General features: G+C 66.1%; 17 protein-coding genes. 5 read left to right on the top strand and 12 right to left on the bottom strand.

Translation table 11 applies throughout. The features are described from left to right. Positions 1 to 34: 34 nt before the first annotated feature. Complete coding sequence (locus AC3IPP_RS05945; protein WP_489150705.1) at positions 35 to 775, top strand: helix-turn-helix domain-containing protein; 741 nt, start codon at positions 35 to 37, stop codon at positions 773 to 775. A 64-nt stretch (positions 776 to 839) separates the two neighbouring features. On the opposite strand, the gene AC3IPP_RS05940 is transcribed toward AC3IPP_RS05945, so the two are convergent. From AC3IPP_RS05940 to AC3IPP_RS05925, 4 genes are all read right to left on the bottom strand, one after another. Further along, complete coding sequence (locus AC3IPP_RS05940) at positions 840 to 1493, bottom strand: OmpW/AlkL family protein (RefSeq protein ID WP_346533080.1); 654 nt, start codon at positions 1491 to 1493, stop codon at positions 840 to 842. Positions 1494 to 1684: 191 nt separating this feature from the next. Beyond that, complete coding sequence (gene cydX / locus AC3IPP_RS05935) at positions 1685 to 1804, bottom strand: cytochrome bd-I oxidase subunit CydX (RefSeq protein WP_087139265.1); 120 nt, start codon at positions 1802 to 1804, stop codon at positions 1685 to 1687. A gap of 22 nt (positions 1805 to 1826) precedes the next feature. Continuing rightward, the gene (gene cydB / locus AC3IPP_RS05930) at positions 1827 to 2975 is read right to left on the bottom strand and encodes a cytochrome d ubiquinol oxidase subunit II (RefSeq protein WP_489150704.1); all 1149 of its coding nucleotides are present in this window, start codon (positions 2973 to 2975) and stop codon (positions 1827 to 1829) included. Between the two features lie 25 nt (positions 2976 to 3000). Continuing rightward, positions 3001 to 4566 carry a cytochrome ubiquinol oxidase subunit I gene (locus tag AC3IPP_RS05925; protein WP_489151047.1) on the bottom strand — a complete coding sequence of 522 codons (1566 nt, stop codon included), beginning with the start codon at positions 4564 to 4566 and terminating at the stop codon, positions 3001 to 3003. A gap of 241 nt (positions 4567 to 4807) precedes the next feature. Here AC3IPP_RS05925 and cydD point away from each other — a divergent pair, with 241 nt between their 5' ends. From cydD to AC3IPP_RS05910, 3 genes are all read left to right on the top strand, one after another. Then, positions 4808 to 6451 carry a thiol reductant ABC exporter subunit CydD gene (gene cydD / locus AC3IPP_RS05920; RefSeq protein ID WP_489150703.1) on the top strand — a complete coding sequence of 548 codons (1644 nt, stop codon included), beginning with the start codon at positions 4808 to 4810 and terminating at the stop codon, positions 6449 to 6451. Then, positions 6448 to 8112, top strand: coding sequence for an amino acid ABC transporter ATP-binding/permease protein (locus AC3IPP_RS05915; RefSeq protein ID WP_489150702.1), 1665 nt, complete (start codon positions 6448 to 6450; stop codon positions 8110 to 8112). Before cydD ends, AC3IPP_RS05915 begins: the two co-directional genes overlap by 4 nt. 193 nt (positions 8113 to 8305) lie before the next feature. Continuing rightward, positions 8306 to 8677 (top strand): hypothetical protein, encoded by a 372-nt coding sequence (locus tag AC3IPP_RS05910; RefSeq protein WP_489150701.1) that lies wholly within the window; start codon positions 8306 to 8308, stop codon positions 8675 to 8677. Between the two features lie 25 nt (positions 8678 to 8702). Here the strand turns inward: AC3IPP_RS05910 and AC3IPP_RS05905 are convergent, their stop codons facing one another. The 6 genes from AC3IPP_RS05905 to rpsL all read right to left on the bottom strand — a co-directional run bounded on the left by AC3IPP_RS05905 (position 8703) and on the right by rpsL (position 16348). Further along, positions 8703 to 10016, bottom strand: coding sequence for a hemolysin family protein (locus AC3IPP_RS05905; protein ID WP_179205006.1), 1314 nt, complete (start codon positions 10014 to 10016; stop codon positions 8703 to 8705). 125 nt (positions 10017 to 10141) lie between these two features. Further along, a complete protein-coding gene (locus AC3IPP_RS05900; protein WP_489177449.1) occupies positions 10142 to 11725 on the bottom strand; it encodes a PAS domain-containing hybrid sensor histidine kinase/response regulator in 1584 nt (527 codons plus the stop codon). 196 nt (positions 11726 to 11921) lie between these two features. Beyond that, positions 11922 to 13112 (bottom strand): elongation factor Tu, encoded by a 1191-nt coding sequence (gene tuf, locus AC3IPP_RS05895; RefSeq protein WP_087141476.1) that lies wholly within the window; start codon positions 13110 to 13112, stop codon positions 11922 to 11924. 110 nt (positions 13113 to 13222) lie between these two features. After that, complete coding sequence (gene fusA, locus AC3IPP_RS05890) at positions 13223 to 15301, bottom strand: elongation factor G (RefSeq protein WP_087140772.1); 2079 nt, start codon at positions 15299 to 15301, stop codon at positions 13223 to 13225. Between the two features lie 135 nt (positions 15302 to 15436). Next, positions 15437 to 15910, bottom strand: coding sequence for a 30S ribosomal protein S7 (gene rpsG / locus AC3IPP_RS05885; RefSeq protein ID WP_087140773.1), 474 nt, complete (start codon positions 15908 to 15910; stop codon positions 15437 to 15439). A 63-nt stretch (positions 15911 to 15973) separates the two neighbouring features. Beyond that, on the bottom strand, positions 15974 to 16348 hold the full coding sequence (gene rpsL / locus AC3IPP_RS05880; RefSeq protein ID WP_003165508.1) for a 30S ribosomal protein S12: 375 nt from the start codon (positions 16346 to 16348) through the stop codon (positions 15974 to 15976). Positions 16349 to 16733: 385 nt separating this feature from the next. On the opposite strand from rpsL, the gene AC3IPP_RS05875 reads away from it, so the two are divergent. Continuing rightward, positions 16734 to 17774 (top strand): hypothetical protein, encoded by a 1041-nt coding sequence (locus AC3IPP_RS05875; RefSeq protein ID WP_489150699.1) that lies wholly within the window; start codon positions 16734 to 16736, stop codon positions 17772 to 17774. A gap of 133 nt (positions 17775 to 17907) precedes the next feature. On the opposite strand, the gene rpoC is transcribed toward AC3IPP_RS05875, so the two are convergent. Together rpoC and rpoB are read right to left on the bottom strand one after the other, a co-directional pair. After that, positions 17908 to 22101: a DNA-directed RNA polymerase subunit beta' gene (gene rpoC, locus AC3IPP_RS05870; protein ID WP_489150698.1), complete on the bottom strand. Its 4194-nt coding sequence runs from the start codon at positions 22099 to 22101 to the stop codon at positions 17908 to 17910. A gap of 99 nt (positions 22102 to 22200) precedes the next feature. Next, entirely contained in the window at positions 22201 to 26316 is a 4116-nt protein-coding gene (gene rpoB / locus AC3IPP_RS05865; protein ID WP_087140776.1) for a DNA-directed RNA polymerase subunit beta, read from the bottom strand. Between the last annotated feature and the right edge of the window lies 1 nt (position 26317).

The following is a 26317-nucleotide window of genomic DNA, read 5'->3' as shown; positions in this document are numbered from 1 at the left end:
CCTAGACTGCCGCGCTATTCGGGAGACGACGTTCGTGAACACCGCTGCGGCCCAGGCCGAAATCGAAGAGGTGCGTCTGGAAGACGTCCATCCATGCTCCACCTGCGGCGCCCGTCCGCTGGGCGTGTGCGCGGACCTCAAGGGCCATGAGTTGCAGAGCATGGCCTGCGCCAGCGAGAACGTCGCCGCCCAGCCGGGCCAGGCCCTGTTCCACGAAGGCGATCCGAACCCCTATGTCTTCAACGTCGTGGACGGGGCGGTGAAGCTGTATCGCCTGCTGCCCGACGGACGACGCCAGATCACCGGCTTCCTGTTCCAGGGCGACTTCCTGGGCCTGGGCGGGCGCGGGCCGTCCAGCTTCACGGCCGAAGCCCTGACGCCGCTGAACGCCTGCCGTTTCCGGCGCGGCGACTTCGATCAACTGCTGAACGCCCTGCCCGCGCTGGAGCATCGCCTGGTGGCCCTGGCTGGGGACGAGCTGATGGCGGCGCAGGAACAGATCGTCCTTCTGGGCCGCAAGACGGCGCGCGAGCGGCTGGCCAGCTTCCTAACCCGCCTGTCCGAGCGTCAGGTGCAGTTGGGCGGCGCCGTGGGCCACGTCCACCTGCCGATGACGCGGCTGGACATCGCCGACTATCTGGGCCTGACGATCGAGACGGTCAGCCGGGTCTTCACCCAGTTCAAGACGTCCGGCCTGATCCAGCTTCTGCCGGGCAATGACGTCGCCCTGCCCGATCCGGCCGCGCTGAAGGCCCTGGGCGAAGGCGCCGCCTGATCCATTCCGGCTAAAGGGATAAGGGGGCGCGGCCTGACGTTCCGCGCCCCTCCCCGCATCGGCTTCAGAACTTGCGGCCGACGCCCACCGACACGACCCAGGGATCCAGGCTGACGCTGCTCTTCAGCGCGCCGCCGTTGATCTTGGCGTCCGTGTCGAACCACACCTTCTTGGCGTCCAGGTTCAGCGTCCACGGGCCGGAAATGTTCCAGTCGGCGCCGGCCTGCAGCGCCACGCCGAAGCCGTTGTCCAGATCGACCTCAAAGCCGTTTTTGTCCTTGCCGCTGAAGAAGGCCATGTAGCTGACGCCCGCCCCGACATAGGGGCTGACCGTCGCGTTCGGCGTCGGCCGGTATTGCAGCGTCACCACCGGCGGCAGAACCCAGGTCTCATGCACGGCCACATCGGTCGCCCCGCCCTTGGCGCGCACCTCGTGCTGGGTGGCGCCCAGGATGGCCTCGACGGCCCAGTGGTCGGCGACGAAATAGGTGAAGCCCAGCGTCGGCATCCAGTCGTCGCCCACGTCGACCTTCAGGCCGCTGTCCGCCCCGGCGGCGGTGACGATCGCGTCATCCGCCTGAGGCAGAACGCCCGTCATGCGCGCGGTGACGATCAACGAACCCTTGCCCACCGGTTCAGGCGCGGCGTTCTGGGCCGAAGCGGCGCCCGCGACGGCCAGAAGGCTGACGGAGGCGATAAGGGCGGCGGCGGTTTTCATCGGTTCAATCCCCGACATTCGCCGGGTCGGGAGAGGGCCCGGCTTCGATGTCTGAATGACCTTGCGCCCGCCCTCATCACCCCGCCTTGATCCAGCGCAAGCTACGGATATTTCTTCTATTTCATCCAAGAAAAATCCCCTCCGGCCTGCGCCGAAGGGGATCATTCAGTCAGTCCGTCAGATGACGGGGATCAGGATTCCGAGTGACCCTCGTCCCCTTCGTCGAACAGGCGGAACTCGTGCCACAGGCCGTTCAGGACGCCGAAGGCCACCGCCAGGCCGAGGCCCAGGATCCAGGCGAAATACCACATGAGATGATCTCCTTTCGCGGGATCAGTAGAGGTCGGGGTTGGTCTTCAGCTCAGCCTCGGTCGAACGGCCCCACAGCACCTTATAGACCCAGGAGGTGTAGAGCAGGACGAAGGGCAGGAAGACCGCCACCACGATCAGCATGATGAACAGGGTCGTATGGCTGGACGACGCGTTCCACACGGTCAGGCTGGACTGGGCGTTGATCGAGCTGGGCAGGATGAAGGGGAACATCGACAGACCGACCGTCGAGATGATCCCGACCGCCGAAGCCGATGAACCGCCGAAGGCCAGGGCCGCCGACTTGCGCCACATCCCCAGCAGACCGATCGCGGCGCCGGCGAAGCCCAGGACCGGAGCGATGATCATCCACGGATAGCGCCCGTAGTTGTCCAGCCAGGCGCCGGGCGCGGCCTCGACGGCCGTGCGCAGCGGGTTGGAGGCGCCCGCCGTGTCGACCACGCCGGTGATGCGGAAGCCCATATCGCCGAACGCCACCATGGCGCCGCCGATGGCGAACAGCACCAGACTGGCCGCACCGGCGACGGTGCCGATGGCGCGAGCGCGCTTCAGCACCGGACCTTCTTCGCCCTTGACCGACAGCCAGGCCGCGCCGTGCAGAACCAGCATGGACACCGACAGCAGGCCGCAGATCAGAGTGAAGGGGGTGAACAGGCCCAGCAGGCTGCCTTCATAGAAGCTGCGCAGATCGCTATCCAGGCGGAAGGGCGCGCCCATCAGGACGTTGCCGACGGCCACGCCGAACACCAGGGTCGGGACGAAGCTGCCGATGAACAGGCCCCAGTCCCACATGGAGCGCCAGCGCGCTTCAGGCCGCTTGGAGCGATATTTGAACGACACGGGCCGCAATATCATCGCGGACAGCACCAGGAACATCGCCAGGTAGAAGCCCGAGAAGCTGACGGCGTAAACCTGCGGCCAGGCGGCGAAGATCGCCGCCCCGCCGACGATGAACCAGACCTGGTTGCCTTCCCAGGTCGCGCTCACGGTGTTGATGACCATACGGCGCTCTGCGTCCGTCTTGGCGACGAAGGGCAGCAGGGCGCCGACGCCCATGTCGAACCCGTCGGTCAGGGCGAAGCCGATCAACAGCACGCCCAGCAGTCCCCACCAGATCAGGCGGAGGGTGGTGTAGTCGAGGGGAAGTTCCATCTCTCTTTTTCCTTCAACGACCGGGTCAGGCGACCGCGGGCTCGCCTTCCGCGCTGGCGTCGGCTTCACGGGCTTCCTGTTCGGCGAACGGTCCCTTCTTGACCGTGCGCAGGATCAGCCCGACCTCGACCACGGCGAGCACGCCGTACAGCAGGGTGAAGCAGATGATCGTGGTGAGCAGTTGCGGCACGCCCAGGCTGGACACGCCCAGGAAGGTCGGCAGAACGCCTTCCACGGCCCAGGGCTGACGCCCCACTTCGGCCAGCAGCCAGCCGGACTCAATGGCGATCCACGGCAGCGGAATGGCCAGAACGGCCAGACGCAGGAACCACTTCGTCTCATGCTTGCGCAGGGTGCACAGGATGAAGGCCGTACCGAACAGGCCGATCATCAGGAAGCCGATGCCCGCCATGAAGCGGAAGACCCAGAACATCAGCGGCACGTTCGGCACCGTCGACCATGCGGCCTGCTGGATCTGCTGCGGCGTGGCCGTGCGCGGATCTTCAACGTAACGCTTCAGCAGCAGGCCGTAGCCCAGATCGTTGCGGACCGTCTCGAACTGGCCGCGCGCGGCCATGTCCGTGGGATCGGCCTTGACCTTCTCCAGAGCGTCATAGGCGACGACGCCGCGCTCGATGCGGTCCTCGGCGACGGCGACCAGCTCAAGGATGCCCTCGACGGGCTTGTCGATGCTGCGCGTCGAGATCAGGCCCAGGACGTAGGGCACCTTGACCTCGAAGTGGGTGTGACGGTCCTCAAGGCTGGGCAGGCCGAACAGGGTCAGACCGGCCGGCGCCTCTTCGGTGCGCCACATGGCTTCCAGAGCGGCCAGCTTCATCTTCTGGTTGTCGGTCAGGGCGTAGCCCGACTCATCGCCCAGAACGACCACCGACAGCGACGACAGCAGACCGAACGCCGCGGCGACCGTCATCGATCGCTTGGCGAAGCCGACGTGATTACCCTTCAGCAGATAGAAGGCCGAGATGCCCAGCACGACCACGGCGGCGCAGACATAGCCGGCCGACACGGTGTGCACGAACTTGGCCTGAGCCACCGGGTTGAAGATCACCGCCATGAAGTCGGTGACTTCCATACGCATGGTGTCGGGGTTGAAGGCGGCGCCGACCGGGTTCTGCATCCAGCCGTTGGCCGCCAGAATCCACAGGGCCGACAGGTTGGTGCCCAAGGCCACCATGAAGGTGACGAACAGGTGGGCGTGCGGCTTCAGCTTGTCCCAGCCGAAGAACATCAGGCCGACGAAGGTCGCCTCCATGAAGAAGGCCATCAGGCCCTCGATCGCCAGCGGCGCCCCGAAGATGTCCCCGACGTAGTGGGAATAGTAGCTCCAGTTCATGCCGAACTGGAATTCCATCGTCAGGCCGGTAGCGACGCCCAGCACGAAGTTGATGCCGAATATCGCGCCCCAGAAACGGGTGATCGTCCGCCAGATCGGCCGACGGGTCATCACATAGATGCTCTCCATGATGACCAGCATGAAGGAGAGGCCCAAGGTGAGGGGCACGAATAGAAAGTGGTATAGCGCCGTCAGTGCGAACTGAAGGCGCGAAAGGTCTACGACCGCCAGGTCGATCATCGTTCCAGGCTCCTGACCGCCAGCCCCCATCGACCGGCGTTCTACTCTAACCTAAAGCAGCGCCCTCTGGCGCGCCTTGATCCTGATCAAAGCCGCGCGCGCCGACTTGAACTAGACGGCGTTTCGCCCAAGGGCCTTTCGCCACATAGGCTTTTTGCCCCATCCTCTATTGTCGCCGGTTGCAGTGGATGAGGCCGGTTCAGGCCCACATTCCCAGAATGGCGCACCAGGAGACGTGATGACGGCCCAGCCGGTCGAGCCTCAACAAGCGGATTCGCGACGAATCGCAGAGACGGCGACAGCCGCCGCCTGGCTGAAATCCGCCCTGTCTCCCTGGCGCCGTCTGATGAGCCTGGGCGGCGCCCTGGTGATTGCGGACACGGTTCCCGCCATCGGCTTCGCCGCTGGACTGGCCCTGGCCGTCGGCGCCCTGCCCCAGGGCTTGGCTGAAGCCGTTCCCGGCCTGATTCTGGCGGCCGCCGCCTTGATCGTGCGCGCTGCGCTCAATCAGGGCGCAGTCTTCGTCAACACCCGCGCCGCCCGCGCCGCCAAGAACGGCCTGCGCCGCCGGGTGCTGACAGGCGCCCTCGGAGGCCGCCTGTCCGACGCCGCCGCCATGACCGCCGCCGCCGAGGGCGTCGAGGCGCTGGACGGCCACATCGCCCGCTTCACCCCCGCCCGCACGGCCGCCGCCGCCTCGCCCATCATCCTGATCGTGGCGGCGGGCGTGGTCAGCCCCTTCACCGCCGGCATTCTGATCTTCACCCTGCTGCCCTTCGTGCTGGGCATGGCCCTGACCGGCATGGCCGCGGGCGCTGAGAGCCGCCGTCAGTTTCAAGCGCTGGAGCGTCTGTCGGGCCTGTTCCTGGACCGGGTGCGCGCCCTGCCCGCCATCCTGTCTTTCCAGGCCGAGGCGCAGCAGACCCGCGTCATCGCCCGCGCCTCGGATGATCTGGCCCGCCGCACCGGCAAGGTGCTGAAGGTCGCCTTCCTGTCCTCGGCGGTTCTGGAGTTCTTCTCGGCGCTGGCCGTGGCGCTGGTCGCCGTCTACTGCGGGTTCAACCTGCTGAAGCTGCTGCCGTTTCCGGCGCCCGACGAACTGAGTCTGGCGCAGGCCTTCTTCGTCCTGGCCCTGGCGCCCGAGGTCTATCAGCCCATGCGCCGCCTCGCCGCCGCCTATCACGACCGTCAAGCCGCCGAGTCCGCCGTCCCCAGCCTCAGCCGCCTGGATCAGGCCGACGAGACGCCCCGCGCGCGGCCCTCCCCGCCCGTCTCAGCGCCCACCGTGCGCTTCCATGACGTGGCCATCGCCTATGACGGCGCGCCGGTGCTCAGCGGCTTCGATCTGACGGTCGCGCCCGGCGCCATCGTCGCCCTGACCGGCCTCAGCGGCGCGGGCAAGACCAGCCTGCTCAACCTGTTCCTGGGTCTGGCGCCGCTGTCCGGCGGCGAGGTCGAGGTCGGCGACGTGCGCCTGTCGGACCATCCCGACCTGACCGCCTGGATCGCCTGGGCCGGTCAGGCGCCGGTCGTAATCCGAGGGACGCTGGCCGAGAACATCGCCCTGGCTCAACGCAGCGCTTCGCCCGAAGAGGTCGAACAGGCCGCGCGCAAGGCGGGCCTAGACGGCGCGCTGGACCGTCTGATCGATGAGCGCGGCGGCGGCCTGTCGGGCGGCGAGCGGCGGCGTCTGGGTCTGGCCCGCGCCTTCCTCAAACCCGCGCCCCTGCTGCTGCTGGACGAGCCGACCGCCAATCTGGACGCCGAGGCCGAAGCCGCCCTGCTGCCGTTCATCCGCGAGGCGGCGCGCGGGCGCACGACCCTGATCGCGACCCATTCCGACGCCGTGGCCGAACTGGCCGATGTGGTGGTGCGCCTGTGAAGCCTCAAACCTCTCCCGGCGTCGCCCGCCTCAAGGCCATGATCCGCGCTCAGGAGCGCGCCCAGTTCCCGCGCCTGCTGGCCGCATCCATCACGGGGGCGCTGGTCTCGGCCGGAGCCGTGGCCCTGCTGGGCGTGTCGGGCTGGTTCATCACCGCATCCGCCCTGGCCGGAGCGGCCGGGCCCGCCGTGGCCCATGTGTTCAACTATCTGGTGCCCAGCGCAGTCATCCGCTTTCTGGCCATCGTCCGCACCGCCTCCCGCTATGGCGAGCGCGTCACCGGGCATGAGGCCGCGCTGAAGGCCCTGGCCGCCCTGCGCCCCCAACTGTTCGACGGTCTGGCGCGCGGTTCGACGGCGCACGCCCTGTCGCTGGCGGGCGGCGAGGCTTCGGCCCGGCTGGTGCAGGACGTGGACGCCGTTCAGGACCGCTTCGTGCGCCTGTCCGCGCCGTGGAGCGCGGGCGCGGGCCTGCTGACCGGCATGGTGATGGCCTCGCTGGCCGGATGGCGCGCCGCCGCCGCCGTCGCTCTGGCCGCGATGCTCAGCGTGGGTGTGGGCGTCATCCTGGGCCGCCGCCTAGCCGAGCCCGCAGGCCGTCGCCTGCAGGAGGCCATGGGCGACTTCAAGACCGACTTCGCCGCCATGGCCGCCGCCGCGCCTGAACTTCAGGCCTATGGCATGAAGGACTGGGCCGTCGATCGCCTGGCCCGTCAAGGCGCCGCCGTCGAGGCCGCCGCAGAGGCCCTGGCCCGCGCCGGGGGCTGGCTGATGGTCGCGCAGACCCTGGCGATGGCGCTGGGCGTCACGGGCGCCGCCCTGGCGGCCGGCTCCGCCTCCCCCGCTTTGACGGCCCTGGCCATGCTGGCCGCCGTCGCCACGATCGAGAGCGCGGGCAATCTGCTGAACGCCCTGCGCCAGAACGGCGCCGTCGCCGTCGCCGTCCAGCGCCTGGGCGAACTGCTGGGCGATGAGGCGCCCGTCGCGGCGTCAGCGCCCGCCGCCCCCGCCTTGCGCTTGTCGGCGGCCGACCTGCGTCTGGCTCCGCCGCAACGCCTGGCCGTCGTCGGCCGCTCCGGCGCGGGCAAGACCACCCTGGTCGAGCGGATGATGCATCTGCGCACGCCCGTGCCGGGCGAGGTCGCCTTCGCCGATGTCGACGGCGCCGCCCTGTCTGCGGATGCGGTGCGCCCCCTGTTCGCCTATGCGCCGCAACAGGCGGTGCTGATGGCCGGAACGGTGCGCGAGAACCTGCGCCTGGCCGCCCCCACAGCGGATGACGACCAGCTCTGGGCCGTGCTGGAAGACGCCGGACTGGCCGAGCGCATCCGCGCCGCGCCCGGCGGGCTGGACGTCGCCCTGGGTGAAAACGGCGCGCGGCTGTCGGGCGGCGAGCGGCGGCGCCTCGGCCTGGCCCGCGCCTATCTGCGTCCTGCGCCCTGGCTGGTGCTGGACGAGCCGACCGAAGGTCTGGACGCGGCCACCGAGGCCAAGGTGCTGGATCGGCTGTCGCAGCGCCTCCAACGCACCGGACAAGGCCTGATCCTGGTCAGCCACCGCCCGGCGCCGCTGGCCCTGTGCGATCAAGCCCTAACGATCAGCGGCATCGCCCCGGACGGCCATGTCCAGGCCAGCATAGGACCGTTACGGGCCGCCGCCTGATCTGCGAGACCTTTGATCTCCATCAAGGCGGGGAGAGCCGCGATAAGCTCTGCTGTCGGCATAGGAGAACTGCCATGCCTTCAGAAATCGTCGCCCCCGTCGTCGCCATGGGCGCCTTCTTCCTCACCTTCATGGCCGCCATGGCCTATGGGGTGATCAGCAGCAATCTGGCCGAGCGGAAGGCGCGCTGACCATGACGCTGCATCACATTCGACTGGAGCTGGCCCGCGAGGCCGATGCGCCCCACGGCGACCCGCGTGACGGCTATGATCTGGTCATGACGCTGGACCAGCAGGCGCGACTGGACGCCCCGGCTCTGCTCGCTGCGCCCGAGCGCACGCGTGTCCGCCGCTTCCGCGACGGCGAAACTCTGGCGGTCGGCCAATTGACCCAAGGCGCCGACGGCCGCTGGGTGCTGGATTTCCCCAGCGAAGACGCCGACGCCGTAGGCTTCCGCCTTGAGAGCGAACACTTCGTGCCGGGGGAATATGTTTCCCTGGCCGAGCCAGGCGGCCCCATGCGTCCCTATCGGGTCGCCCTGGTTCAGCCGCTGGATCGCGCCTGAACCATCATGGTCGACGCCGCCTGGATCAGGCGGCGTCGGTCTCTCCGCCCTTGATCACCGGGCGGAACAGAAGCTTGTCGATACGACGGTCGTCCATGTCGATGACCTCGACCTCAAAGCGGCCCAGTTGCAGGATGTCGCCTTCGTTCGGCACGCGCGACAGATGGTGCAGCACCAGACCCGCCACTGTGTGGAAGCCTTCGTGTTCGCCGAAGTCCTCGCCCAGAGCCTCACCCAGTTCATCCAGATCGATCTGACCATCGACGGCCCAGGTGCCGTCGGCGCGCTTGCGCACGGCCGTCTCGGTCTCGTCGTGGCTCTCGTTGAAATCGCCGGCGATCATCTCCAGCAGGTCCGTCGCCGTGACCACGCCTTCAAAGGCGCCGTATTCATCGACCACGAAGGCCATGTGGACCTTCGAGCCCTTCAGGATCTCCAGCGCCTTCAGCACCGAGGTCGACTGCGGAATGAAGGCCGGCTCGGCCACCAGTTTCTCGACGTTGAACTCGCCGTTGTCGAGCAGGCTGTCCAGCAGGTCCTTCTTGTGGACCACGCCCAGCGGATTATCGATGTCGTTGTCGCGCGCCACCACGATGCGCGAATAGGGACAGGTGCGGATCTCTTCGCGCAGTATCTCTTCGGAATCGTCCAGGGCGATCCAGTAGACCTCGTGACGCGGCGTCATGGCCACGCGCACGGCCCGGTCGCCCAGGCGCAGGATCTCTTCGATCATCTCCTGCTCTTCCGGCTCGATCAGGCCCGCGGACGTGCCTTCGGCCAGGATGCTCTCGACTTCTTCCTGAGTGACGTCCGAACCGTCGCGGTCCTTGACGCCCAGCAGCTTGAGGATGCCCGAGGTCGAAGCCGTCAGCAGCAGCACGAACGGCTTCATCGCCAGGGCCAGGGTCGAGATCGGGCCGGCCATCTTGGAGGCGATGGTCTCGGGGAAGATCAGGGCCAGGCGCTTGGGCACCAGTTCGCCGATGATCAGCGAGACATAGGTGATCAGCACCACGACCACGCCGGTGGCGATGATCTGCGAATAAGGGGCCAGGGCGGGAATGTTCGCCGTCAGGATGTCGTCCAGCTCGCCCGCGATGGCGGCCTGACCATAGGCGCCCGCCAGAATGCCGATCAGAGTGATGCCCACCTGAACCGCCGAAAGGAACTGGGTCGGCTCCTCAGCCAGTTTCAACGCGGCGCGGGCGCCGCGATCGCCTCGTTCGGCGCGGCTCTGAAGCTTGGATTTGCGGGAGGACACGACCGCGAGTTCGGTCATGGCGAAAAGGCCGTTCAGCACCACAAGCAGCAGCACGACGACGATAGCGATGGTCAACATCGAAAAGGGAGAAGCCCTGAGCGCGGCGCGACTAACGGCGTCCGCGCAGCCGATAGTAAAGGTGAAGCCGTGCCTGCGCCAGCTTTGTTGTCGAAACCGCGGCGTTCACCGCGCGCGCTCGGGCGTCAGGCCGCCGAAAGGGCGCGTTCGCTCGACCATTCGGCGGCTGCGGCGGCCCCCTGCTCCATGCCCTGCACCAGAATATCCAAGGTGACGGGCTTGGCGACCAGATGATCGGCGCCGGCTTGCACCGCCTTCAGGTGGTGCGCCTCGGTCGTGTTCGCGGTCAGCATGACGATGGGGGTGCGCGCGGCGCCTAGACGCGCTTCGTCGGCGCGGATGCGACGCATGGCGTCCAGCCCGTCCATGACCGGCATCTGCATGTCCATCAACACCATGTCGAAGCGCTCCTGCTGGAAACGCAGAACGCCTTCCAGCCCGTTGTCGGCGGTGACGATCTCGAAGCCCAGCGGCTCCAGCAGGCAGCGCACGACCATCTGATTGGCCGGGTTGTCCTCGACAGCGAGGATGCGAAGGCGCGTGGCCTCCTCCAGCGCGCGCTCATCTTCGGCCGAAGTCGACGCAGGTTCGGCTACAGCCGCCACCGCCCGTTCGACCGGCAGCACGACCCGGAACAGGCTGCCTTCTCCCGGCGCCGACTCGGCGGCGATCTGTCCGCCCATCAGTTCGGCCAGCGACTTGCAGATGGAGAGGCCCAGGCCGGTGCCTCCGTACTGACGAGAGATGGCGTCGTCCGCCTGAACGAAGGGCTTGAACAGGCGCTGCGCCGCCTCGGCGTCGAAGCCCATGCCCGTGTCCTCGACCTCGATCACCAGACCCTCGTCGTCCCGCACATCGACCCGCACGGACACGCGTCCCTCGGTCGTGAACTTGACCGCATTGGACACCAGGTTGGAGACGATCTGGGTGATGCGGACGCCGTCGCCGATCACCTTCCCCTCGGCGCTCGGCGTAAAGGCGACGTCCAGCGTCAGACCCTTGTCCTCAGCGACCGCCCGGCGCATCTCGACCACGGTCTCGATGTCGGTTCTGAGATCAAACGGCGTCAGCGACAGGCTGAACTGCCCCGCCTGCATCTTCGACAGGTCCAGCATGTCGTCCAGAACCCGACGCAGCGCGTCCCCTGCCCCCGTGATCAGCTTCAACATCTCGGTCTGGCGCGGCGTCAGCGCCGTGTGCGCCAGGGCCGAGGCCAGGCCCAGCACCGCATTCAGCGGGGTGCGCACCTCATGGCTGATGTTGGCGAAGAAGCGATCCCGCACCTCGGCGGCCTGTCGCGCTTCGGCCTGCGCCAGCTCCAGCGCCTTGAGCGCGCGGACGTGGTCCGACACCTCGAAGCGAATGGCCGTATAGGTCTCGGGCCGTCCGTCAGCTCCCAGGTTCGGCACGATGGTCGTATCGACCCAATAGGGCTCGCCCGACTTGGTGCGGTTCTGAATGGTGCCGCGCCACACCTCGCCTCGCGCAATGGTGCGATACAGATTGCGGAAATAGTCGCGCGCGTGGACGCCCGAGTTCACCACCCTGTGCGTCTGACCGATCAGTTCCTCGCGCGAGTAGCCGCTGACAGCTTCGAACTTGTCGTTGCAGTACAGGATGCGGCCGGCGCGATCCGTGATCGCCACGATGGCGGCCTCGTCCAGCGCGGCGGAGAGGCCGGCGCGGCGGGGCCAGTCAACGTCAGTCATAGAGGGTCCTTTCAGCGGCGTCTCATGGCGCGCGCATGGCTGAGAAACCCTTAACCGCCCCGCTAGACCAAAGTCGGGCGCCCCGTTTTGATTCAACGCAATAGCGCACGGCAAAACGGCCCCCGGATTTCTCCGGGGGCCGCTCTGTTACGCTTACGCTTACACTTACTGTGCGACCTCAAGGGCCGCCCGTCGATTACTCGACGATCTTGGCCACGACGCCGGCGCCGACGGTGCGGCCGCCTTCACGGATGGCGAAGCGCAGCTTCTCTTCCATCGCGATCGGCGTGATCAGCTCGACGTCCAGCTCGGCGTTGTCGCCCGGCATGATCATCTCGACGCCTTCCTTCAGGCGCACGATGCCGGTCACGTCCGTCGTGCGGAAGTAGAACTGCGGGCGGTAGTTCGTGAAGAACGGCGTGTGACGGCCGCCTTCTTCCTTGTTCAGGATGTAGGCTTCAGCCACGAACTTCGTGTGCGGAGTGATCGAACCCGGCTTGCACAGCACCTGGCCGCGCTCGACGTCTTCACGCTTGGTGCCGCGCAGCAGCACGCCCACGTTGTCGCCGGCTTGACCCTGGTCCAGCAGCTTGCGGAACATTTCAACGCCCGTGCAGGTCGTCTTCTGAACCGGACGGATGCCGACGATTTCGACTTCTTCACCGACCTTGACGATGCCGCGCTCGACGCGACCCGTCACCACGGTGCCGCGGCCCGAGATCGAGAACACGTCTTCCACCGGCATCAGGAACGGCATGTCGATCGGACGTTCCGGCTGCGGGATGTAGGCGTCGACCGCCGCCATCAGCTCCAGAACGCGCTCGGCGCCGATGTGCGGGTCACGGTCTTCAACCGCGGCCAGGGCCGAGCCCTTGACGACCGGCAGGTCGTCGCCCGGGAACTGGTACGAGCTGAGCAGCTCGCGCACTTCCATTTCCACCAGCTCCAGCAGTTCCTCGTCGTCGACCATGTCGACCTTGTTCAGGAACACCACCAGGGCCGGAACGCCGACCTGACGCGACAGCAGGATGTGCTCGCGCGTCTGCGGCATCGGGCCGTCAGCAGCCGAGCAAACCAGGATCGCGCCGTCCATCTGAGCCGCGCCCGTGATCATGTTCTTCACGTAGTCGGCGTGGCCCGGGCAGTCCACGTGCGCGTAGTGACGGTTGGCCGTCTCATACTCGACGTGCGACGTGTTGATCGTGATGCCGCGCGCTTTTTCTTCCGGCGCGTTGTCGATGTCGGCGTAGTTCATCGCCTTGCCGCCGCCGGCCTTCGCCAGCGTCATCGAGATCGCCGCCGTCAGCGTCGTCTTGCCGTGGTCAACGTGACCGATCGTGCCGATGTTCACGTGCGGCTTCGTGCGTTCGAACTTTTCCTTGGCCATTCTCTAGCTCCTGGTGTCCCCAAACTGGGGTCCAAATGGGTTTGGGGATAGGTGGGGCGATTTGTGGTCAAACCGCCCCGTTTTCAAGTGCGTCCGTCAGAAAGACGGATTTAGGCGTACTTCTTGATCACTTCGTCGGCGACGTGTTGCGGCACCGATTCATAGTGATCGTACTGCATGGTGAACTGGGCGCGGCCCTGCGACATGCCGCGCAGCGTGTTCACGTAGCCGAACATGTTGGCCAGCGGCACGAAGGCGTTCACGACGACGGCGTTGCCGCGCATGTCCTGCCCCTGGATCATGCCGCGACGGCCGTTCAGGTCGCCGATGATCGAACCCAGGTACTCTTCCGGGGTCACGACCTCGACCGCCATGATCGGCTCGAGCAGCTTCGGTCCGCCCTTTTCCTTCAGCTCGCGGAACGCAGCGCGCGACGCGATTTCGAAGGCCAGAACCGAGGAGTCGACGTCGTGGAAGGCGCCGTCGATCAGCGTCGCCTTGACGTCGATCACCGGGAAGCCGGCCAGCAGGCCGTTGTCCTTGGCCGACTTCAGGCCCTTTTCGACGCCCGGAATGTATTCCTTGGGCACCGCACCGCCGACGATGGCCGACTCGAAGACGAAGTCCGAACCCGGCTCGCCCGGCTCGAACACCAGCTTGACGCGGGCGAACTGGCCCGTACCGCCGGTCTGCTTCTTGTGCGTGTAGTCGATCTCGACCTTGCGGCTGATCGATTCACGATAGGCCACCTGCGGCGCGCCGATGGTCGCTTCGACCTTGTAGGTGCGCTTCAGAATGTCGATCTTGATGTCCAGGTGCAGCTCGCCCATGCCCTTCAGGATCGTCTGGCCCGACTCGTGGTCGGTCGAGACGGTGAAGGACGGATCTTCCGAAGCCAGCTTGGCCAGGGCGACGCCCAGCTTCTCCTGGTCGGCCTTGGTCTTGGGCTCGACGGCGATCTCGATGACCGGTGCCGGGAATTCCATCTTCTCGAGGATGACCGGCGACTTCAGCGGGTCGCACAGGGTGTCGCCCGTGCGGGTTTCCTTCAGGCCGGCCAGGGCGACGATGTCGCCTGCGTAGGCTTCCTTGATGTCCTCGCGGTTGTTGGAGTGCATCAGCAGCATGCGGCCGACACGCTCGCGCTTGTCGCGCGACGAGTTCAGCAGCGACTGACCGGTCTCCATCTTGCCCGAGTACAGGCGGCAGAAGGTGATCGAACCGACGAAGGGGTCGTCCATGATCTTGAACGCCAGAACCGACAGGGGCTCTTCGTCCGAAGCCTTGCGGACGATCGGCTCTTCGGTCTTGAAGTCGATGCCCGGCGTCGGCGGGATGTCCACCGGCGACGGCAGGTAGTCGACGACGGCGTCCAGCAGGGGCTGCACGCCCTTGTTCTTGAAGGCCGAGCCAGCGAGGATCGGGTAGAAGTGACCTTCGATCACGGCCTTGCGGATGCAGCGCTTCAGCACTTCAACCGAGGGCTCGTTGCCTTCGAGGTAGGCTTCCATGGCCTCGTCGTCGATCTCGACGGCGTTGTCGACCAGGTACTGGCGAGCGGCGGCCACGGCGTCAGCCATGTCAGCCGGGATGTCGCGCACGTCGGCCGAGGCGCCGACTTGGTCGGTTTCCCAGACCAGGGCCTTCATCTCGACCAGGTCGACCACGCCCTTCAGGTTCGATTCCGAACCGATCGGCAGTTGGATCGGCACAGCCTTGGCGCCCAGACGATCGCGGATCGACTCGACGGACTTCTCGAAGTCGGCGCCGATCTTGTCCATCTTGTTGACGAAGACGATACGCGGAACGTTGTACTTGTCGGCCTGGCGCCAGACGGTTTCCGTCTGCGGCTCAACGCCGGCGTTGCCGTCCAGCACCGTCACGGCGCCGTCGAGCACGCGCAGCGAACGCTCGACTTCAATGGTGAAGTCCACGTGGCCGGGGGTGTCGATGATGTTCAGGCGCTTTTCGCGCCAGAAAGCGGTCGTCGCGGCCGACGTGATGGTGATGCCGCGTTCCTGCTCCTGGTCCATCCAGTCCATGGTGGACGCGCCATCGTGCGTCTCGCCCATTTTGTGGTTCTTGCCGGTGTAGAACAGGATCCGCTCGGTCGTCGTCGTCTTGCCCGCGTCGATGTGGGCCATGATGCCGAAGTTGCGGTAGTCTTCGATGTTGTGTGTGCGGGGCATTGAAGTTGCCTTCCGGGAGCTTCGCGGACGCGGCGAGCGCCCTGGGGTGTCGGATATGACGGCGCGGGCGATTCCGAAAAAACGCCCGCGCCAGATCGTCTTAAATAGTCGCCGCCATTGGCGGTTTTAAGACGCTTACCAGCGGTAGTGGCTGAAGGCGCGGTTGGCTTCGGCCATCTTGTGGGTGTCTTCGCGCTTCTTGACTGCGGTGCCGCGGTTGTTCGAGGCGTCCAGCAGCTCAGCGGCCAGCTTTTCCGTCATGGTGTTTTCGCCGCGGTTGCGGGCGGCGTTGACCAGCCAACGGATGGCCAGGGCGCGACGACGGTCCGGACGGACTTCGACCGGCACCTGATAGGTGGCGCCGCCGACGCGACGCGAACGGACTTCGACCGACGGGGCGACGTTTTCCAGGGCGGCGTGGAAGGTCTCGACCGCAGTCTGCTCCTTCTTCTTGTCCGCCAGGATGTCGAAGGCGCCGTAAACGATGTTTTCGGCGACGGCCTTCTTACCTTCGTACATGACGTAGTTCATGAACTTGGTGACGATCAGATCGCCGAACTTGGGATCCGGCAGAACTTCACGCTTCTGGGCGCGGTGACGACGCGACATGGGTTATTCCTTCTCGGGCCCGACTGACGTCGGGGAAATCTCTGAAACGTAGGCCGGGGCCGATTACTTCGGACGCTTGGCGCCGTAGTGCGAACGACGCTGCTTGCGGTCCTTGACGCCTTGCGTATCGAGCACGCCGCGCAGGATGTGGTAACGCACGCCGGGCAAGTCCTTCACGCGGCCGCCGCGGATCAGCACAACCGAGTGCTCCTGCAGGTTGTGGCCTTCGCCGGGGATGTAGCACACGGCTTCGACGCCGTTCTTGGCCAGACGGACCTTGGCGACCTTACGCAGAGCCGAGTTCGGCTTCTTCGGGGTCGTCGTGTACACGCGGGTGCAGACGCCGCGACGCTGGGGCGAACCCTCCAGGGCCGGGACCTTGTTGCGAACCGGCTTCGGCTTGCGGGGCTTGCGGATCAGTTGGTTGATCGTGGGCATTCGAATTCGTCTCTTTTCGATGTGGAGGCGTGTGTCTTTCGACCGGAGCGCCTCATGAGCCTTCTTTTGAACGGGACCGAAGCCCCGCCCGGGTGTTATCGAGCCGAGGTCACGACGCCCAAACAGAAAAACCGGAACGCGCGCTTCGGGCGTTCCGGCGGGACACAGCCCGTCCGTTCAATTGTCACGATCTCAACGGACGGCGAACCGCCCACGTCTCGAAAGTGCGCGGCTTCTACGCTCGATCCGTTAACAGGTCAAGGGATTCGCACAGGCCGACGCCCGAGGCCCCGCATTCGCACCCTGTTCAGGGATCGATGATATTGCGCCTATATATCGCCATGCTTGACTAGGCATCATTCGTTCGGACGATGGGGGAGCCTTCATGAGCATCGCCGTTCTGCCCGACGGCCCCGCAAAACGGGCGCGGCCGGGTCTCAAGCGAACCCTGACGGCAGGAGCCTCCCTGTTGTTGCATGCGATCCTCCTGGGCAGCATGGCCCATTACGCCGCGAGCGACCGGCGCGAAGCCCCCCCCTCGCCGCCGACCCCGCCGATCATCCAGCTTGAACTCGAGCGTCCGTTCGTTCCGCCGCAACCGCTGCCGCCCCTGCCCGCACCGACACGCGTCCCGACGCCCCCGCCGACACCCGTAGAATCGCAGCCGCCTCAGAGCGCCGCAGCCCAACCTTCGCCCGCGCCGGTCGCCGTTCAGGCGACGCCGGCCCCTCGGACTGCGCCGCAAGCCGCGCCCCTGCCGACTCCTGCGCCCAAGACGGCGCCCACGCGCCCCGCCGCAGCGCTGGAGCAGGCGCCCGCAGCCCCCGCCGTGATCGCGCCCATACGCCCACGCAAGAAGGACGAAGAGGATGGCCGCGACGGCCTGCCCGCCCCGCCAGCGCCGCGGCTGGCCAATCCGGCGCCGGGCGCGCCTTCCGCCGCCGCCTCAGGCGTGGACGGCGTGTCCGACGCCTGGCGGGTGACGTCGGAAGGTCAGACCGGGCGCAACGCACGCGCCTTGCGCACCTCGCCCGCCGGATGCCCCGCCGGCCAGTTGTTGCGGCGAGGCGAAGAGATCATCTGCGAGGAAAGGTTCAACGCCCGCGCGGCGCAGGGCGCAGAGAACGGCCGCATCACAGGCTCCGGCAACGCCGGACGCGACGCCAGGTTCGCCCGCGAAGGCGCGCGCGAGATGCAGCGCTACGAGGCCCAGCGACGCCCGCTCAGCGGCGGCGTCGGCGTTCTGGCGCCCCAGGACTGCCCCGGCTCCAACTTCGGCACGGGCTGCGCCGGCGCGCACCTGGATTCCTCGATGCAGATGGACTCCAACCGCAACGTCCAGACCCGCCGCGACGGCGCCCCGGCCTCTGGCCGCCCGATGACCCCCGGCGCCGCCGGACCGCGCGAACCGATGCGTCCTCAGTAAACGTCCGGCACGCAGCCCCATCGGCCATCGGCTGCCCAACGGGCTCAAGCAGCGCGAAGCGCGATAGGCCAACAAAAAAGAGCGGCGCCTTTCGACGCCGCCCTCTTCAGTCTTTGCAGGTCCGAGACCCGGATCAGTCGGCCGACTGCTCCAGCTCCAGGGCCAGATCCGCGGGAAGCGGTTCGACCGCATCTTCGCGGGCCTGGGTCAGCTCAGCGTCACGCTCGTTGGCGATCTTCTGCAGGCTGCGCAGGTAGGAGCCCGTGCCCGCCGGGATCAGACGACCCACGATCACGTTTTCCTTCAGGCCTTCCAGCGTGTCCTTCTTACCGTGGACCGAAGCCTCGGTGAGGACGCGGGTGGTCTCCTGGAACGAAGCCGCCGAGATGAAGCTGCGGGTCTGCAGCGACGCCTTGGTAATGCCCAGCAGGACCGGCTGCACGGTGGCGATACGGCCGCCGCGCTTCTCGACCTTGGCGTTCTCGATGTCGACTTCGACCCGATCGACGTGGTCGCCCTTGATGAGCGTCGTCTCGGCGGAATCGAGGACTTCAACCTTCTGCAGCATCTGGCGAACGATCACCTCGATGTGCTTGTCGTTGATCGGCACGCCCTGCAGTCGGTAGACCTCCTGCACTTCGTTCACCAGATACTCGGCCAGCGCCTCGACGCCCTGGATGCGCAGCAGGTCGTGCGGATCCGGGTTGCCGTCGATGATGTAGTCGCCCTTCTGGATCAGATCGCCGTCGTGGACGGAGATGTGCTTGCCCTTCGGGATCAGGAACTCGACCGCTTCGCCCTGGTTGCCGTCTGCATCAACTTCCGGGGTGATCTTGATGCGGCGCTTGTTCTTGTAGTCGCGACCGAATTCGACGCGGCCGTCCATCTCGGCGATGACCGCGCAGTCCTTCGGACGACGGGCTTCGAACAGTTCGGCCACGCGCGGCAGACCGCCGGTGATGTCGCGGGTCTTGGCGCCTTCGGTCGGGATACGAGCGACGATGTCGCCCGGCTTGACCTCATCGCCGTTCGCCACCGACAGGATGGCGCCCACGGGCAGCAGGTAACGCGCGTCAGAACCGCTCGACAGCTTGGCGTAGCTGTCGCCCTGGGTGACGCCGACGGCCGGACGCAGGTCCGAACCGCGCGGGCTGGCGCGCCAGTCCGACACGACGCGCTGGGCGATGCCGGTGGCTTCGTCGGTCTCTTCCTTGACCGACAGGCCTTCGACCAGGTCCTCGAAGCGCACCACGCCGCCGACTTCCGTCAGGATCGGGGTGGTGTAGGGGTCCCACTCGGCCAGGCGCTGGTTCTTGACCACCTCGCCGCCGTCCTTGACGCGCAGGCGCGCGCCGTAAGGCACCTTGTAGGATTCGCGGTCCTTGCCGTCGACGGTCACGGTGACCACGACGTTGCGGCTCATGGACACCGGATCGCCGTGGGCGGCGATAACGGTCGGGCCGACCACCTTGATGATACCGGCGTTGGTCGCCTCGAAGAACGAGGTTTCCGCCACCTGGGCCGTACCGCCGATGTGGAAGGTACGCATCGTCAGCTGGGTGCCCGGCTCGCCGATCGACTGGGCGGCGATGACGCCGACCGCTTCGCCGATGTTGACGTTGGTGCCGCGCGCCAGGTCACGGCCGTAGCACATGCCGCAGATGCCGGCGTCGGCTTCACACGTCAGGGCCGAACGGACCTTGATGGACTGGACGCCGACCTTGTCGATCAGCTCGACTTCCTCTTCCTGCAGATAGGTGTCCGCAGGGAACAGGAGTTCGCCGCCCGGCTCCTTGATGTCCTCGGCCGCATAACGACCCAGGACGCGTTGGCCCAGCGAGACCAGCACGTCGCCGCCTTCGACCACGGCGCGCAGGGTGATGCCGCGCGTCGAGCCGCAGTCTTCCTCGGTGACGATGGAGTCCTGCGCCACGTCCACCAGACGACGGGTCAGGTAACCCGAGTTGGCGGTCTTCAGCGCGGTGTCGGCCAGACCCTTACGGGCGCCGTGGGTCGAGTTGAAGTATTCAAGGACGGTCAGGCCTTCCTTGAAGTTCGAGATGATCGGCGTCTCGATGATCTCGCCCGAGGGCTTGGCCATCAGGCCGCGCATCCCGCCCAGTTGCTTCATCTGGGCCTGCGAGCCACGAGCGCCCGAGTTGGCCATCATGAAGACCGAGTTGATGTCGGGCTCCTGGCCCTTGATCAGGACGCGGGGCTGAGCGATTTCGCCCATCATCTCGTCAGCGATCTTGTCCGTGGCCTTAGCCCAGGCGTCGACGACCTTGTTGTACTTCTCGCCCTTGGTGATGAGGCCGTCAGCATATTGCTGCTCGTACTCTTCGACCTGGGTGCGGGTTTCGTTGACCAGCTGTTCCTTCTTGGCCGGGATGACGATGTCGTCCTTGCCCACCGAGATGCCGGCCTTGGCCGCTTCGCGGAAGCCCATCTGCATCATCTGGTCGGCGAAGATGACCGTCGCCTTCTGACCACAGTGACGGTAGACCTGATCGATCAGGTTGCCGATTTCCTTCTTGGTCAGGTTCTTCTCGAGCAGACGGTAGCCGATGTTCCGGTTCAGCGGCAGCAGCGCGCCCAGCTTCATCCGGCCCGGCGTCGTGTCGATCACCTTGGTCACGACTTCGCCGTCCGAGTTCATCTCGGTCCAGCGCGCCTTGATCTTGGTGTGCAGCTTGACGACCTGGGCGTCCAGCGCGGCGTCGATTTCACCCATGTTGGCGAACAGCTTGCCTTCGCCCGGCTGGTTCTCCTTGACCAGCGACAGGTAGTACAGGCCCAGGACGATGTCCTGCGACGGCACGATGATCGGCTTGCCGTTGGCGGGCGACAGGATGTTGTTCGTCGACATCATCAGGACGCGCGCTTCCAGCTGGGCCTCAAGGCTCAGCGGGACGTGCACGGCCATCTGGTCGCCGTCGAAGTCAGCGTTGAACGCCGTACAGACCAGCGGGTGCAGGCGGATGGCCTTGCCCTCGATCAGCTTGGGCTCGAACGCCTGGATGCCCAGACGGTGAAGCGTCGGCGCGCGGTTCAGCAGGACCGGGTGCTCGCGGATGACCTCGTCCAGGATGTCCCAGACGGCGGGCTGTTCGCGCTCGACCATGCGCTTGGACTGCTTGACGGTGCCCGACAGGCCCTTGGCGTCCAGACGCGCGTAGATGAACGGCTTGAACAGCTCCAGCGCCATCTTCTTTGGAAGGCCGCACTCGTGCAGCTTCAGCTCGGGGCCCACGGTGATGACCGAACGGCCCGAGTAGTCGACGCGCTTGCCCAGCAGGTTCTGACGGAAGCGGCCCTGCTTGCCCTTCAGCATGTCGGCCAGCGACTTCAGCGGACGCTTGTTCGCGCCGGTGATGACGCGACCGCGGCGACCGTTGTCGAACAGGGCGTCGACGGATTCCTGCAGCATCCGCTTTTCGTTGCGGATGATGATGTCCGGCGCGCGCAGCTCGATCAGGCGCTTCAGGCGGTTGTTACGGTTGATGACCCGGCGATACAGGTCGTTCAGGTCCGACGTCGCGAAACGGCCGCCGTCCAGCGGCACCAGCGGGCGCAGTTCCGGCGGGATGACCGGCACGATGGTCAGGATCATCCACTCGGGCTTATTGCCCGACTCGATGAAGGCTTCCATCAGCTTCAGACGCTTGGAGGCCTTCTTGGCCTTCAGCTCCGACGGGCTGTCGGCCAGTTCGGCGCGGTGCTTTTCAGCCTCGGCGTTCAGGTCGATCGCCATCAGCAGGTTGCGGACCGCCTCGGCGCCGATCTCGGCGGTGAAGCCGTCGTCGCCGAACTCTTCCTGATAGTGATAGAACTCGTCTTCCGTCAGCAGTTGGTTCTGCTTCAGCGGGGTCAGGCCCGGCTCGGTGACGATGTAGTTCTCGAAGTACAGGACGCGCTCGACGTCCTTCAGCGCCATGTCCAGCATCAGCGAGATGCGCGACGGCAGCGACTTCAGGAACCAGATGTGGGCGACCGGAGCGGCCAGGTCGATGTGACCCATGCGCTCGCGGCGAACGCGAGCCAGCGTGACTTCAACGCCGCACTTCTCGCAGATGATGCCCTTGTACTTCATGCGCTTGTACTTGCCGCACAGGCATTCGTAGTCCTTGGTCGGGCCAAAGATACGGGCGCAGAACAGGCCGTCACGCTCAGGCTTGAACGTGCGGTAGTTGATGGTTTCCGGCTTCTTGATCTCGCCGAACGACCACGACCGGATCTTCTCCGGCGAGGCCAGGGCGATCTTGATCTGGTCGAAGGTCGGGGTGACCGGGACCGGGTTGAAGATGTTCAGGACTTCCTGGTTCATCTTTATTCCTTCTGCGGGAATGCCCCGCGAAAATCATTCAGAGAGGAGAACAGGCGGACCGCCCTCCCCCGCCGGGGCGAGGAAGGGCGCTTGATCCGGTCAGCTGTTTTCCAGCTCCACGTTCAGGCCCAGCGAGCGCATTTCCTTCACCAGCACGTTGAAGGACTCGGGGATGCCGGCCTCGAAGCTGTCGTCGCCGCGGACGATGGCCTCGTAGACCTTGGTCCGGCCGGCCACGTCGTCCGACTTCACCGTCAGCATTTCCTGCAGGGTGTAGGCGGCGCCGTAAGCTTCCAGAGCCCAGACCTCCATTTCCCCGAAGCGCTGACCGCCGAACTGCGCCTTACCGCCCAGCGGCTGCTGGGTGACGAGCGAGTACGGGCCGATCGAGCGGGCGTGGATCTTGTCGTCGACCAGGTGGTGCAGCTTCAGCATGTACACATAGCCGACCGTGACCGGACGCTTGAACTGCTCGCCCGTCTGACCGTCGAACAGGATCGACTGACCCGAACGATCCAGATCCGCCGATTCCAGCAGGTCCTCGATGTCCGAGATGTGCGCGCCGTCGAAGACCGGAGTCGCGAACGGAACGCCCTTGGACAGGTTCTGAGCCAGTTCGATCAGCTCTTCGTCGCTCTGCGGCAGCGGGGTGTCGGCGCCGTAGATCTCGGTCAGGCGCGACACCAGGGCGTCGCGCATGCCGCCGTCCATCCACTGCTCAAGCAAGCCCTTGATCTGCTTGCCGAGGCCGGCGGCGGCCCAACCCAGGTGGGTCTCGAAGATCTGGCCGATGTTCATGCGCGACGGCACGCCCAGCGGGTTCAGAACGATGTCGACGTGGGTGCCGTCGTCCAGGTGCGGCATATCCTCGATCGGCAGGATCTTGGAAATGACGCCCTTGTTCCCGTGACGGCCGGCCATCTTGTCGCCCGGCTGCAGCTTGCGCTTCACGGCCACGAAGACCTTGACCATCTTCATGACGCCAGGCGGCATCTCGTCGCCGCGCTGCAGCTTCTCGACCTTGTCTTCGAAGCGACGGTCGAGGGCCTTACGGGCGTCCTCGAACTGCTTCTTCATGGCCTCCAGCTCGCCCATCGCCTTCTCGTCGTCGAGGGCGACCTGCCACCACAGACCCTTGGACACTTCGGCCAGCTTCTCTTCGGTCACGTCGCCGCGGCCCATGCCCTTCGGGCCGGACACGGCGGTCTTGCCGAGGAGCAGCGGCTTCACGCGGCCGTAGACGTTACGCTCAAGGATCTTGAGCTCGTCGTCGCGGTCCTTGCCCAGACGCTCGATCTCGGCGCGCTCGATCGCCATGGCGCGCTCGTCCTTGTCGATGCCGTGGCGGTTGAACACGCGCACATCGACGATGGTGCCGGCGACGCCCGGCGGCAGGCGCAGCGAGGTGTCGCGCACGTCCGAAGCCTTCTCGCCGAAGATGGCGCGCAGCAGCTTCTCTTCCGGGGTCATCGGGCTTTCGCCCTTCGGCGTCACCTTGCCGACCAGGATGTCGCCCGGCTGGACTTCGGCGCCGATGGCCACGATGCCCGCTTCGTCGAGGTTGCGCAGGGCTTCCTCGCCGACGTTCGGGATGTCGCGGGTGATTTCTTCCGGGCCCAGCTTGGTGTCGCGGGCCATGACCTCGAACTCTTCCAGGTGGATCGAGGTGAAGATGTCGTCACGCACGATGCGCTCGGAGATCAGGATGGAGTCTTCGAAGTTGTAGCCGTTCCAGGGCATGTAGGCGACCAGGACGTTGCGGCCCAGAGCCAGTTCGCCCAGGTCCGTCGACGGACCGTCGGCGATGACGTCGCCGGTCTTCACTTCATCGCCCACGCGCACGATCGGGCGCTGGTTGATGCAGGTCGACTGGTTGGAGCGCTGGAACTTCGACAGGCGATAGATGTCAACGCCCGAACGGCCGGCGTCCACGTCGCCCGTCGCGCGGACGACGATGCGGGTGCCGTCGATCTGCTCGACCACGCCGTCACGACGGGCGATCACCACAGCGCCCGAGTCCACGGCCACGACTGCTTCCATGCCGGTGCCGACCAGCGGCGCGTCCGACTGCACCAGCGGCACGGCCTGACGTTGCATGTTGGCGCCCATCAGCGCGCGGTTGGCGTCATCGTTTTCCAGGAAGGGGATCAGGGCGGCAGCGACCGAAACGACCTGTTTCGGCGACACGTCCATCATGTCGACCGTTTCCTTGGTCAGCAGCTGGGAGTCGCCGTTGATACGGCCCGGCACCAGCTCCTCGACGATCTCGCCGTCCTTCAGCTCGATGTTGGCCTGGGCGATGACGTGCTTCGCCTCTTCCATGGCCGAGATGTAGACCACCTCGTCCGTCGCCTTGCCTTCGACCACGCGACGGTACGGGCTTTCGATGAAGCCGTACTTGTTGACGCGGGCGTGGGTGGCCAGCGAGTTGATCAGACCGATGTTCGGGCCTTCCGGCGTTTCGATCGGGCAGATGCGGCCGTAGTGCGTCGGGTGAACGTCGCGGACTTCAAAGCCCGCGCGCTCGCGCGTCAGACCGCCCGGGCCAAGCGCCGAAAGGCGACGCTTGTGGGTGATTTCCGACAGCGGGTTCGTTTGGTCCATGAACTGCGACAGCTGCGACGAGCCGAAGAATTCACGCACCGCAGCGGCGGCCGGTTTGGCGTTGATCAGGTCGTGCGGCATGACCGTGTCGATATCGACGCTGCTCATGCGCTCCTTGATGGCGCGCTCCATGCGCAGCAGGCCGACGCGGTACTGGTTTTCCAGCAGCTCGCCCACCGAACGAACCCGGCGGTTGCCCAGGTTGTCGATGTCGTCGATCTCGCCGCGGCCGTCCTTCAGGCCGACCAGGATCTGCAGGACCTTCAGCACGTCGTCCTTTTGCAGGACGCGGATTTCGTCCGAAACCTCAGGGGTTTCCAGACGCATGTTCATCTTCACGCGGCCCACGGCCGACAGGTCGTAGCGCTCGGCGTCGAAGAACAGGGAGTTGAACATGGCCTCGGCCGCTTCCGGCGTCGGGGGTTCGCCTGGGCGCATGACGCGATAGACGTCGAACAGCGCGTCTTCGCGGCCCGTGTTCTTGTCCACGCGCAGGGTGTTGCGCATATAGGCGCCGACCGTAACGTGGTCGATGTCCAGCACGTCGATGGTGGTGAAGCCGTTGGCTTCCAGCAGCTCGATCGCGGCGGCGTCCAGCTCGTCGCCCGCCTCGGCGTAAATTTCGCCGGTCTGGAAGTTGACGGCGTCCGAAGCCAGATACTTGGTCAGCAGGGCGTCAGCCGCCAGCGACAGCGACTTCAGGCCGCCATCAGCCAGCTTCTTGGCGGCGCGGGCGCTGATCTTCTGGCCAGCGGGAGCGACCACTTCGCCGGTGTCGGCGTCGACCAGGTCGAACTCCGGCTTCACGCCGCGCCAGCGTTCCGGCTTGTAGGGCGTGACCCAGCCTTCGCCGCGCTTCTCGTAGGGGACGGTTTCGTAGAAGGTCTTGAGGATCTCCTCGCCGTCCATGCCGAGGGCCAGCAGGAAGGTCGAGGCCGGCAGCTTACGGCGACGGTCGATACGGACGAAGACGATGTCCTTGGCGTCGAACTCGAAGTCCAGCCACGAGCCGCGATACGGGATCACGCGGGCGGCGAACAGCAGCTTGCCCGATGAGTGGGTCTTGCCCTTGTCGTGGTCGAAGAAGACGCCCGGCGAACGGTGCATCTGCGAGACGATCACGCGCTCGGTGCCGTTGACGATGAAGGTGCCCTTGTCCGTCATGAGCGGGATATCGCCCATGTAGACGTCCTGCTCCTTGATGTCCTTGACCGAACGGGCGCCCGTTTCTTCCTCGGTCTCAAAGACGATCAGACGCAGCTTGACCTTCAGCGGCGCGGCATAGGTCATGTCGCGCTGGATGCATTCCTCGACGTCGTACTTCGGCTCCTCGAACTCGTAGGAGACGTATTCCAGGACGGCGCGCTCGTTGAAGTCCTTGATCGGGAAGACCGACTTGAAGACCGCTTCGATGCCCTCGTCCCGGCGCAGACCCGGACGCGACTCGCGCTGCAGGAACTGCTCGTAGGAAGCGCGCTGAACCTCGATCAGGTTCGGCATCTGCACGGCTTCGGGGATGCGCCCGAAGCTGTAGCGAATGCGCTTCTTGCCGGTAAACGACGTGGCGGCAGCGATCTTACCCAAGGCGAGACCGTCGGTGGACTTGGCCATT

It is taken from the genome of Brevundimonas sp. KH_060 (assembly GCF_057838275.1).
The sequence above is the reverse complement of the archived record's forward strand: the minus strand, read 5'-3'. Positions and strand labels throughout refer to the sequence as shown.